Origin of the sequence: Facklamia sp. P13055 (assembly GCF_050409445.1) — a bacterium.
GTDB lineage: Bacteria > Bacillota > Bacilli > Lactobacillales > Aerococcaceae > Facklamia.
This window is the reverse complement of the sequence record NZ_JBNUPL010000018.1, coordinates 16,807-28,023: the sequence shown is the minus strand read 5'-3', so window position 1 is coordinate 28,023 and position 11,217 is coordinate 16,807. Positions and strand designations below refer to the sequence as shown.

Annotated in this window: 10 protein-coding genes; all 10 read left to right on the top strand. The window is 37.4% G+C overall.

Annotation, left to right across the window (positions count from 1 at the left end):
* Positions 1–155 precede the first annotated feature (155 nt).
* The 10 genes from ACQV2O_RS06905 (at position 156) to hslO (ending at position 11,199) form a co-directional block, all read left to right on the top strand.
* Entirely contained in the window at positions 156–383 is a 228-nt protein-coding gene (locus ACQV2O_RS06905) for a Veg family protein (protein ID WP_428873206.1), read from the top strand.
* A gap of 106 nt (positions 384–489) precedes the next feature.
* Positions 490–1,056: an aminoacyl-tRNA hydrolase gene (pth, locus tag ACQV2O_RS06900; protein ID WP_428873208.1), complete on the top strand. Its 567-nt coding sequence runs from the start codon at positions 490–492 to the stop codon at positions 1,054–1,056.
* A 60-nt stretch (positions 1,057–1,116) separates the two neighbouring features.
* Positions 1,117–4,683, top strand: a complete 3,567-nt coding sequence (gene mfd, locus ACQV2O_RS06895) for a transcription-repair coupling factor (protein WP_428875355.1) — start codon at positions 1,117–1,119, stop codon at positions 4,681–4,683.
* A gap of 16 nt (positions 4,684–4,699) precedes the next feature.
* On the top strand, positions 4,700–4,963 hold the full coding sequence (locus ACQV2O_RS06890; protein WP_428873211.1) for an RNA-binding S4 domain-containing protein: 264 nt from the start codon (positions 4,700–4,702) through the stop codon (positions 4,961–4,963).
* Between the two features lie 62 nt (positions 4,964–5,025).
* Positions 5,026–5,409, top strand: a complete 384-nt coding sequence (locus ACQV2O_RS06885; protein WP_428873212.1) for an FtsB family cell division protein — start codon at positions 5,026–5,028, stop codon at positions 5,407–5,409.
* Positions 5,410–5,445: 36 nt separating this feature from the next.
* Positions 5,446–5,970 carry a S1 domain-containing RNA-binding protein gene (locus ACQV2O_RS06880; protein WP_428873213.1) on the top strand — a complete coding sequence of 175 codons (525 nt, stop codon included), beginning with the start codon at positions 5,446–5,448 and terminating at the stop codon, positions 5,968–5,970.
* An 82-nt stretch (positions 5,971–6,052) separates the two neighbouring features.
* Positions 6,053–7,510 (top strand): tRNA lysidine(34) synthetase TilS, encoded by a 1,458-nt coding sequence (gene tilS / locus ACQV2O_RS06875; RefSeq protein ID WP_428875353.1) that lies wholly within the window; start codon positions 6,053–6,055, stop codon positions 7,508–7,510.
* A 69-nt stretch (positions 7,511–7,579) separates the two neighbouring features.
* Positions 7,580–8,122: a hypoxanthine phosphoribosyltransferase gene (hpt, locus tag ACQV2O_RS06870; protein WP_428873216.1), complete on the top strand. Its 543-nt coding sequence runs from the start codon at positions 7,580–7,582 to the stop codon at positions 8,120–8,122.
* 82 nt (positions 8,123–8,204) lie between these two features.
* Positions 8,205–10,259, top strand: a complete 2,055-nt coding sequence (gene ftsH / locus ACQV2O_RS06865; protein ID WP_428873218.1) for an ATP-dependent zinc metalloprotease FtsH — start codon at positions 8,205–8,207, stop codon at positions 10,257–10,259.
* A gap of 64 nt (positions 10,260–10,323) precedes the next feature.
* On the top strand, positions 10,324–11,199 hold the full coding sequence (hslO, locus tag ACQV2O_RS06860; protein ID WP_428873219.1) for an Hsp33 family molecular chaperone HslO: 876 nt from the start codon (positions 10,324–10,326) through the stop codon (positions 11,197–11,199).
* The last annotated feature ends 18 nt before the right edge of the window (positions 11,200–11,217 follow it).

The window sequence follows — 11,217 nt, the reverse complement described above, 5'->3', positions numbered from 1 at the left end:
TAGTGGGACATTTTGATTTGTGTTCTCTTGAGACATTATCATTTACGTTTAACAGTAACATATGTTTGACAACTCTAGACATTGCAAGTTATTCTTACTTATGTTATATTGTAAAATTTAAGAATTTGTGATATAATATGGTATGAGGTGATAAGATGCCAAAAGACCTGATTGAAATCAAGTCAATGCTTGATGGAAGAGTTGGAGAAGAGATTGTTGTAACTGTTCAAATGGGGCGTAAGAAGAAACGAGAGCGTCGTGGAACACTTGCTGAAACTTATCGGTCAATTTTTATTGTTGACTTAGATGAGGAAGACAATGTGGATCGTGTATCATTTTCTTATCGAGACATATTAACTAATGCGGTTGAAATCGAATTTTAAACTTTCAAGTTTTAAAGAGGCTTACTTGTTATTGAGTAAGGCTCTTTCTTATTTTGTGATGCAAGCTATGGTATAATTAATTGTATATCTTATGGAGGTGTCGCTCTTGAAAATGATTGTTGGTCTCGGTAACCCAGGTGAACGTTATGCCAATACGCGACATAACGCTGGCTTTGAAGCAATCGATCGTTTAGTAGATAAAGAAGGCTTAAACTTTACTGATCAAAAATTTGATGCAGATTTTACCATTTGGCGGAATCAATCAGATAAGATTTTATTAGTTAAACCCTTTACCTATATGAATAATTCGGGACAAGCTGTTTTACCCTTAATGTCTTATTATGGTATTGCGGTAGAGGATTTAATAGTAGTCTATGACGATTTAGATCTCGAACCAGGTCGTATTCGCCTTCGTGAAAAAGGTTCTGCCGGTGGGCATAATGGCATGAAATCGATTATTCATATGCTTGGAACGAATGACTTTAAGCGTATAAGAGTTGGGATTGGCCGTCCACAAGCAGGTTGGAAGGTCATTGATCATGTTTTAGCTCCTTTTGATAAGGACAGCTTACCACTTGTTACTCAAGCAATTGATCATGCAGCGAATGCTTTAACAGACTGGGTTGGTGGAAAACCTTACAGTGAAGTAATGAATTTTTATAATAGAAAATAATCATGGAGTAAGGATATCCCTGCTTCATGTTTTTGTGTTGGATGTATAAGGAGAGATTTGATGTTAGATAAGTTGCAAACGGCAGCCTTTGATCAAAGTATAAATACTATAAATAAAGCAAATAATTCTAATCTTCCTCATTTAGTGACGGGTCTAGATGGTAGTGGGAAAGCAATATATATCGCTAAACTATATCAAGAGGCTCCGAGTCAAATGATTATACTGGAAAGCAATCCGAATCACTTAATCCAAATGTTTGAAGATCTTTCCAGCTTGCTACCTAATGTCGCTATATATTCTTTTCCTGCGGAAGAGAGTTTGGCGCTAGAATATTCTACAGCTTCTCTAGAAGGTCGGGCGCAAAGAGTAGAATGTTTACAAGCCTTATTGAGTAAAGAGCCTGTTATTGCTTTAACCAATGTGTCTGGTATTCGTAAGCGACTTTCGCCAGTTGAAGATTGGTTAGCCAACCAATTGGAATTGACGATTGGTTATGAGATTGAAAGAGAAGACTTAGAAAATATTTTATTTGAACTAGGTTATCAAAAAGTAGCAATGGTTATGACCCCCGGGGAGTTCTCTGTAAGGGGGAGTATCATTGACTTTTATCCTCTAACCGCTCCCTCTCCTATTCGCTTAGATTTCTTTGATGTGGAACTCGATTCTATCCGTTACTTTGATGCAGAAAGCCAAGTTTCAAAGAAAAACCTTCAAACGATAAAGATTGAACCTGCTACTGATGTGCTATTTACTAAAAAACAACAAGAAAGTATTAAAGAGCAATTGGATGAAGCAATTAAGAAGGCGAGTAAAAAAATCAAAGATGAAGAGATGAAACAAAAGCTAAAGCAATTTATGGGTGAGCAGCTTGAAGGTTTAAACCATAATCAAACACTTGATAAGAGCCAAGCTTTTTTATCTTTTTACGATCCTAAGGGGCATTCCCTTTTGGATTATATGCATGTTTCAGGGCGTTTAGTAGTCAATGAGTTCTCAAAAATTCATCAAGAAGAAATCCAATTAATTGAGCATGATCAATTTTGGTTGGAACAGGAAACCTTAAAGGGTCATCTATTTCCCAATCAACCATTAAAGTTATCAGCATTCGATCAAATTAATCAAAGTAAGCATGCAGTCATCTTCTTTGATTTGATTCAAAAGAGTATGGGCAAGCAGGCATTAGCTAGTATTCATCATTTTTCTTACCGGACAATGAATGCCTTTTATCATCAGATGCCATTAATAAAAGCAGAGATAGATCATTGGTTGAATCAAAATCAAAATATTCAAATTATTGTTGAATCAAAAAAGCGGGCCGAAAAGGTGCGGCAACTATTTGCTGAATATCAAATTGATCCGATACATATCCAAGAACAAGATGATTTTCTGCCAGGCCAGGTAAACCTGCTCATTGGAAACCTAAGCCATGGCTTCGAGTTACCAAATGATAAATGGGTTTTACTGACAGAAAAAGAATTGTTTAATCGTATGAAGAAGAAAGTGATTAAACAACAAAAACTTTCTAATGCTGAGCGAATAAAATCTTATAATGAACTGGAAACTGGCGATTACGTGGTCCATATTAATCATGGGATTGGCCGCTATACTGGAATGGAAACCATGGAAATTGCTGGTTCCCATCGTGATTTACTAGTTATTGAATACCAAAATAACGCCAAAGTGATGGTGCCCATTGACCAATTGCATCTTATTCAAAAATATGTTGCCTCTGGTGAAGCTAAAACACCTAAAATTCATCGTTTAGGTGGTACAGAATGGACGAAAACTAAGCAAAAAGTTTCAAGTAAAATTGAAGATATTGCGGATGAGTTGATTGAACTCTATGCTAAACGTGAAAAAGACAAGGGCTTTGCCTTTAGTGAAGATAGTCCTGAACAGCAAGAGTTCGAAAATGCTTTTCCTTATGTAGAAACGCCTGACCAGCTACAATCAGCTTCAGAAATAAAGAAAGATATGGAAAAAGAAAGACCGATGGATCGTTTATTAATTGGGGATGTTGGTTATGGAAAAACTGAGGTAGCCATGCGAGCCATTTTTAAGGCGGTGATGGATGGTAAGCAAGTAGCCTTCTTGGTGCCAACAACTATATTGGCTCAACAACATTACAATTCATTGATTGAACGATTCGCTGATTATCCATTCAATATCAGGATGCTTAGTCGTTTTGTGACCAAGACTAATCAAAAAGAGACAATCAAAGACTTAAAGGTAGGCGCTTGTCAAATTGTAGTGGGAACTCACCGGATTTTATCGAAAGATATTGAATTTTTAGATTTAGGCTTATTAGTCGTCGATGAGGAACAGCGTTTTGGTGTGAAACATAAAGAGCGATTGAAGCAATTAAGATCGCAAGTGGATGTTTTAACATTAACAGCTACTCCAATACCTCGAACTCTTCATATGTCGATGATTGGAGTGAGAGATTTATCTGTGATTGAAACACCGCCGAGTAATCGTTATCCTGTCCAGACCTATGTAATGGAACGGAATGAAGGGGCCATTAAATCTGCCTTGGAACGTGAGATTGCTCGCGGAGGACAGGCCTTTTATCTTTATAATCGTGTAGCTACTATCTATCATCGTGCAGAAGAACTCGCTCAATTAGTTCCTGAGGCACGTGTTGCGGTTGCTCACGGTCAAATGAGTGAAATTGAATTAGAAAATGTTCTATATGACTTTGTTCAAGGAGACTATGACTTATTAGTGACGACTACTATTATTGAAACGGGAGTCGATATTCCTAATGCCAACACTTTATTTATTGACCATGCAGATAAAATGGGCTTATCCACTCTTTACCAATTAAGAGGAAGAGTGGGGCGAACCAATCGACTCGCTTATGCTTATTTAATGTATGATCCTATGAAGCAATTAAGTGAAGTCAGTGAAAAACGACTGAATGCCATTCGTGAATTCACCGAATTGGGATCTGGTTTTAAAATTGCTATGCGCGACCTTTCAATTCGTGGAGCAGGCAATCTTTTAGGGGCACAACAATCTGGCTTTATCGATTCCATCGGGTTTGATTTATATTCTCAATTATTGAAAGAAGCGGTCGACAAAAAGCAAGGTAAAGAAAACCAGCAGGCAGTATTCAATCAAAGTGATACTGAAATTGACTTAGCCATTGATGCCTATCTACCTGCTAGTTATATTGAAGATGAACGCCAAAAAATTGCAGCTTATAAAGCTATCCAACGAATTGATTCCTTTGATTCTTATCGCGAGGTTCAAGATCAATTAATTGATCGCTACGGTGAATACCCTGACCAAGTAGCTGACTTATTAGATATCGCTTTACTCCGGTATTTAGCTAGTCAAACGGGCATGCTTACTATTAAAAGGCAGCACCAATATGTCGTTTTGACTTTCAGCGAAGAAGCCACACAATTTTTCTATGGCCCTAATATTTATCAAGCCCTGCAGGATGTTCAAGCGAGAGAAACAGTCACTAAACCTAAAGATCGAATGCTGGTTAAATTGACCATTCAAGGAAAAGAGAGTTATGAAATTTTAAGTCTCTTAAAGAAATTATTAGAGCAAGCCTATCAAATTAAGCAAAATTATCAACAGCGTCAAAAAGATTTAAATCATGCACTAAAGTAAAAAGGAGTATTAAAGTATGCGTTTAGATAAATTTTTAAAAATATCGCGAATTATTAAGAGAAGAACCGTAGCTAAAGAAGTAGCAGACCAAGGAAGAGTTCAGATTAATAGTCAAGTTGCTAAATCAAGTTCGACTGTCAAAGTAGATGATGAAATAACCATTACTTTTGGTAACCGTGTAATGACAATAAAGGTAAAAGAATTACAAGAGTCAACTAAAAAAGAAGACGCAGCGAAGATGTATGAATTAATTAGTGAAGAATTCACTAAAATTAATTAAAAACCAAATATTATAGGGTGCATTCTTATTAAATTACTGCTATACTCAAAAATGAGAGAGTGGTGAAAAAATTGAATGAAAAAAATAATCAGTCAGCCAATCGTAAAATCATCCCCTTTGATCAAAGCGCAGGTCATATAAGCCCTTCAAAAAGCAAACAGGAGTCTTTATTAAAGTATATAGCGTTTTCAGTAGGGGTCTTTTTGACTTGTTTATCGCTTTTCTCGCTTCTTCAAGCGCTTCATAAGCAAAGTGAAGTCAACAGTCAATTGGTTCAAGCGGAAGAGAGATTGAATAAGGTTAAAGCGGAAAACAAGCAGGCAGAAAAAGAGTATATTTTATCAAAAGACAAAGATTATATTGCCAAATTGGCCCGCAAAGATTACTTTTTTTCAAAAGATAACGAAATAATCTTCGATCTAAACGAAGAGTCAAGTGAACAGTAAAAAAATTAAAGTATTAATAGGAGGAAAAAGAATTATATGGCGGTAGAAGTAGGACAAAAAGTTACAGGTAAGGTTACAGGAATCAAAAATTTTGGAGCCTTTGTTGCCTTAGATAATAATCAATCAGGATTAGTCCATATAAGTGAAATCTCAGATGGGTTTGTTAATGACATCAACGAAGTATTATCATTGGGAGATGAAGTCACCGTGAAGGTGGTTTCGGTAGCTGATGATGGAAAGATCGGCTTATCAATACGCCAAGCAGTTGATAAACCAGCCAACTCTTATCAAGATAAAAAGAATAATGATGGGTCTACTGCCAAGTATCGTAAACCAAAAGAAGCTGCTCGTCGCAATTTCCATCAAGAATATCCAAAAGTTCCGCAAGGCAAGGGTAACTCTTATCCTAACCAAAATGTTTCTGGTAAATATGCTCAAAAAAACAATGATGATTTCGATCAATTAATGAGTAATTTCTTGAAAGATAGTGAAGATCGTTTAATTTCACTGAAACGTAATACTGAAGGAAAACGAGGCGGACGTGGTGGACGCCGTAGTTAATTGATAAAATATTGCCGACTGCAATAGACCTTAGCCAGTCTATTTGCAGTCTTTATTTTGAACGAGGCAGAGGTGGTAAGCTATGGAAGCAACCTTTCGACAATTTAAGAATAAAGTAGAATCTTGGCCCGGTTGGCAAGAATGCAAAACGATTGTTTTAGCTATTTCTGGAGGTGTTGATTCGATGGTTCTCCTCCATTTAATGATAGAGTTGGTTCAATTAAATGAATATAGGGATCGGCAATTAGTAGTGGCTCATTTTAACCATCGACTAAGATCCCCCGAAACTCATGATAAAGAACAGACCCTAGTTGTAAACACGGCTAAGAGTCATCAATTGGTTTACTTTGTATCTAAGTGGGAGAGTCCAAGCAAGTCAAATATTGAAGCAAATGCTAGACAAGCACGTTATCAATTTCTAGCTGATGTTTTAGATGCTAGTAAAGGGGACTGTTTAATGACCGCCCATCATCTAGACGATGCTGTTGAAACTATGTTTATGCGAATGATTCGAGGGACTTCGTTAAAAGGATTGACGGGAATACGTGATAATTATCAAAGAGTCATGAAAGCTAGTAATAATGAAATTACTGTGACAGCCTTGATGCGTCCTTTAATTAATTTTAGAAAAGCAGAGCTCTATCAATACGCTGAGAACCACCAGATTGTTTACTATGAAGATGAAAGCAATCATGAAACAGAATATTTAAGAAATCGTATTCGCAAGCAGTACTTACCTAAAATTGAACTTGAAAATCCGCAATTTTATCATAATTTATTTGCGATGCAACAACAGCTGACCTCTTCCTACCAAGCACATTATGAGACTTATATGTGTCAAGAACCATTATTATTAGCTAAACTTGAAGACAAGCGTTGGGCCTTTGATGTTAAAAAATGGCGTGAATTGTCTGATGATTTTAGAGAAGTCTTTTTGACCATTTTTTTCGAAGAGCGCTTTATAGAAGTGGCTGGTCAATATGATAAAGAGGCTATCAGTCACTTGCTGGATCAAATTTTAAATACTGAAACACCAAATTACCGCTTTAATTTAGCTCCAGGATGGGTGTCGCGTCGAGAATATGATTACATCTTTATCGAGCCGGAAGAAAGAAAAGCACCAGCTCTTTCTGATTATCGAGTGGACTTATCTACCAATAATAAGTGGTTTAGCCTAGGGAATGGGTTATGGATTGGTCTTTTCAACCGCTCTTTTGTTAATAATCAAATGCGTAAGGCAGTAGATGATTTCTTGGCACTTGACCTATCAGAAGAAGAGAATCCCCCCGCCTTTCATATTCGTCATCGTCAAGACGGGGATTTGATTGAGTTGAAGTCAAGCAAAGGAGCTTATCACAAGAAAATTTCTAGAATCTTAATTGATGAAAAAATCCCTTCATCCGTAAGAGATAAAATTTGGTTAATTGTTAATGACACTAACGAAGTGATTTGGATGATTGGTCATCAGAGTTCCTCTAAGTACCAACCACAAAAACCAGAAAATATTACACATTACCTTTTGATTCAAAAGATGTACTAAAAAGGTGCAAGAAAATAAAGAGTTATGTTAAAATACATTAATACACTTTGAGAAAGAAAAGGAGTCAATATGTTAGAACAAGATGTTTTAAAAGTACTTGTAACAGAAGAAGAATTACGAGCTACTGTCCAACGACTAGGTAAAGAAATTACAGCGAATTACCAAGGGAAAGAAGTGCTGGTAGTAGGTATCTTACGTGGAGCCGCTCTTTTTATGGCAGATTTAATCCGTCAGATGGATTGCTATGTAGAAATTGACTTTATGGATGTTTCAAGTTATGGATCAGCTACAGAGTCTTCTGGTGAAGTCAAAATAATAAAAGACTTGAATAGCAGTGTAGAAGGCAAGGACATCTTAATAGTCGAAGATATTATTGATACTGGAAGAACTTTAAAGTATATCATGGATCTACTAAACTTTCGTAAAGCCAATTCTATCAAAATATGCAGTCTACTAGATAAGGCAGAGCGTCGTATAGAAGCAGATGTCAAAGTAGACTATGTCGGAGTTGAAGTTCCTAATGAGTTTGTAGTAGGATATGGACTAGATTATGATCAAAAATATCGTAATCTACCTTATATTGGGGTCTTAAAAGCTGAAATCTATTCTTAAAATAGTCAGTGAGACTAATTATTTTTATCAAAAGATTAAGTATATTTTTAATCAATAATCGAAGTTAAGGAGAAAGAAACGAATGCAAAAACCTAATCCAAATCGAAATCCCTTTCGAAATCCCTTTCGAAACACCCTCGTTTATATTTTAATCGGTTTGGCTATTTTAGGCGGCTTTAGTTTAATGACAGATGGTGGATCGTTTTTAAATTCTACTAAAAAGATCACGATATCTGAATTTGTTCAACAACTTGAAGCCGATAAAATTGCTGAATTTGAGATGCAACCGGGAGCAGGAGTTTATCATGTGAAAGGTAAGTATCAACCGATAGAAGCTGAAAACAAAACGAGTGATAAAGCGGTTGAAGTCATCAAAGGTGATAGTAAAACTCAATTGTTTGAGACAGATATCTTACCAAATGATTCGACCATTAGCCAAGTGACTGAATTAGCCAAAGAGAAAAATGTAAAATTTAAATCAATGCCGGAGTCTTCAGCAGGTATTTGGTTAAATTTTTTACCTATCCTACTATTACTGATTCCTAGCTTTTTCTTGATGTATACCATGATGCAAGCTAGTGGTGGTGGCGGAAAGGGTGTCATGAACTTTGGTAAGTCTAAGTCTAAAGATGTCTCAAAACAAAAAGTCAAAGTTAGATTCTCTGACGTTGCCGGTGCCGATGAAGAAAAACAAGAGCTAGTTGAAATTGTTGAGTTTTTAAAAGAGCCTAAGAAGTTTACAGCTCTAGGTGCAAGAATACCAGCTGGAGTGCTTTTAGAAGGACCTCCAGGTACAGGTAAAACCTTACTTGCAAAAGCCGTTGCTGGTGAAGCAGGTGTGCCTTTCTTCTCAATCTCAGGTTCTGAGTTCGTCGAAATGTTTGTTGGGGTGGGAGCTTCACGTGTCCGTGATTTATTTGAAAATGCAAAAAAAGAAGCACCAGCTATTATTTTTATTGACGAGATCGATGCTGTAGGCCGACAAAGAGGAGCAGGTATGGGTGGGGGCCACGATGAACGTGAGCAAACACTTAACCAACTGCTTGTTGAAATGGACGGCTTTGAAGGAAATGAAGGTGTCATTGTTATGGCTGCGACTAACCGTTCAGATGTCTTGGACCCGGCTCTTTTACGTCCTGGGCGCTTTGACCGTCAAATACTAGTAGGTAATCCAGATGTTAAAGGCAGAGAAGCCGTGTTGAAAGTTCACTCTCGTAATAAAAAGTTAGCTTCTGATATTGACTTGAAAGTGATTGCTCAACAAACACCCGGTTTTTCAGGAGCCGATTTAGAAAATCTTTTAAACGAAGCAGCTTTAATTGCAGCCCGCTTTGACCGTAAAGAAATTACAGCGCCTGATTTAGACGAAGCACATGATCGTGTGATTGCAGGACCTGCTAAAAAAGATGCTGTCGTTTCGGAGCGTCAAAGAAAAACGGTTGCTTACCACGAAGCAGGACATACTGTAATTGGTATGGTTTTAAGTGAAGCCCGTACAGTCCATAAGGTGACTATCGTTCCACGTGGTCGTGCAGGTGGCTATGCTATTATGCTTCCTAAAGAAGATCAATACATTGTTACCTATAAAGAATTATTTGAGCAAGTTGTAGGTCTTTTAGGAGGTCGTGCGGCGGAAGAAATTGTCTTTAACCATCAGTCAACAGGAGCCAGTGATGACTTCCGTCAAGCGACAGCTATAGTACGTAGTATGGTGACTCGTTACGGGATGTCTGAAACAATTGGAACCGTTCAATATGAGAGTGATAGCCAACCATTTGCAGGACGTCGCTATGGTACAGAAGACCATACCTCTTATTCTGAGCAAGTGGCTTATGAAATCGATAAGGAAATTCACCGTATTATGAAGGAAGCTTTAATGGAAGCTTATCGTATTATTAATGAGCACCGAGAACAGTTAAATCTGATCGCAGAAAAGCTCTTAGAAGTTGAAACCTTAGATGCTCGCCAAATTAAAGCTCTTTTTGAAACAGGTGAAATGCCTAAATTAGATGAAACGGAAGCAGCAGAAGTTGTGGAAGATCCATCTGACTTTGAAGAGTCTAAACAAAAATCTTTGGAAGATGACCCTAAAGAAAATTCTAACGAAGATTTGGATTCAAAGGACGAAGTCAAATAGTTAAGTTAAAAGACAGGCCCTCGCCTGTCTTTTATCATCGAATGAAATAGAAAGAAGGGAAAAAATGAAAGGGCAGTTAATCAAAGCATTAGCTTTTGATGATCAAATACGCGTATTTGTAGTAGATGCGACGGACTTAGTTAAGCGAGCACAAGAAAAACATCAAACGTGGCATACGGCTACAGCTGCATTGGGGCGAAGCTTGGTTGCTACAGCTCTCTTGTCAGCCAATCTAAAAGGGGATGACCGCCTGCTTGTTCAGATTAAAGGTAATGGTCCTTTAGGATTAATCTCTTGTGATGGCGATACCCAAGGTCGAATTAGAGGGTATGTATCAAATCCGAACGTGGCTTTAGAGTTAAATAGTAAAGGCAAGTTGGATGTAGCGAGAGCGGTTGGGCTTCCTGGTAGTTTGAAGGTCAGTAAATACCTTGCGGATTCAGAAGCTTTTACTGGCCAAGTTGAGCTTATTTCAGGTGAACTGGGCGAAGATTTTACTTACTATATGGCAGTATCGGAACAAACTCCCTCTTCTATTGGCTTGAGTGTGCTTGTCAATCCAGATGAATCAGTTCAATCAGCTGGGGGCTTTATGATTCAAGTTTTACCTGGGACATCTGACGAAGTGATTGATCAACTGGAAACAAGGATTAAGTCGCTTGGTTCGCTGTCAGAGTTAATCGACGGATCAGAAGCGATTACAGATCTTTTGGATTCATTAGTTGGATTGAATAATAGCCGAGTTATTTCGCAGCAACCAGTTGAATTTTATTGTCCATGTAGTAAAGAGCGCTTTCGTAAGTCACTTGCAGTTTTGGATTCTAATATGTTACAGCAAATGATTGACGAGGATAAGGGAGCAGAGGTTATTTGCCAATATTGTAGTGCGACTTATCAATTTAGTGAAGAAGAATTAAAAGCGATCTTAGCTAATCAATAAGATCGCTCTATTATCACC

What these genes read in the sequence shown, in the direction of transcription:
- ftsH (WP_428873218.1), top strand. Translation starts at nt 8,205, where the DNA reads ATGCAAAAACCTAATCCAAATCGAAATCCCTTTCGAAATCCCTTTCGA.
- ACQV2O_RS06880 (WP_428873213.1), top strand. Translation starts at nt 5,446, where the DNA reads ATGGCGGTAGAAGTAGGACAAAAAGTTACAGGTAAGGTTACAGGAATC.
- ACQV2O_RS06890 (WP_428873211.1), top strand. Translation starts at nt 4,700, where the DNA reads ATGCGTTTAGATAAATTTTTAAAAATATCGCGAATTATTAAGAGAAGA.
- hpt (WP_428873216.1), top strand. Translation starts at nt 7,580, where the DNA reads ATGTTAGAACAAGATGTTTTAAAAGTACTTGTAACAGAAGAAGAATTA.
- ACQV2O_RS06905 (WP_428873206.1), top strand. Translation starts at nt 156, where the DNA reads ATGCCAAAAGACCTGATTGAAATCAAGTCAATGCTTGATGGAAGAGTT.
- tilS (WP_428875353.1), top strand. Translation starts at nt 6,053, where the DNA reads ATGGAAGCAACCTTTCGACAATTTAAGAATAAAGTAGAATCTTGGCCC.
- mfd (WP_428875355.1), top strand. Translation starts at nt 1,117, where the DNA reads ATGTTAGATAAGTTGCAAACGGCAGCCTTTGATCAAAGTATAAATACT.
- hslO (WP_428873219.1), top strand. Translation starts at nt 10,324, where the DNA reads ATGAAAGGGCAGTTAATCAAAGCATTAGCTTTTGATGATCAAATACGC.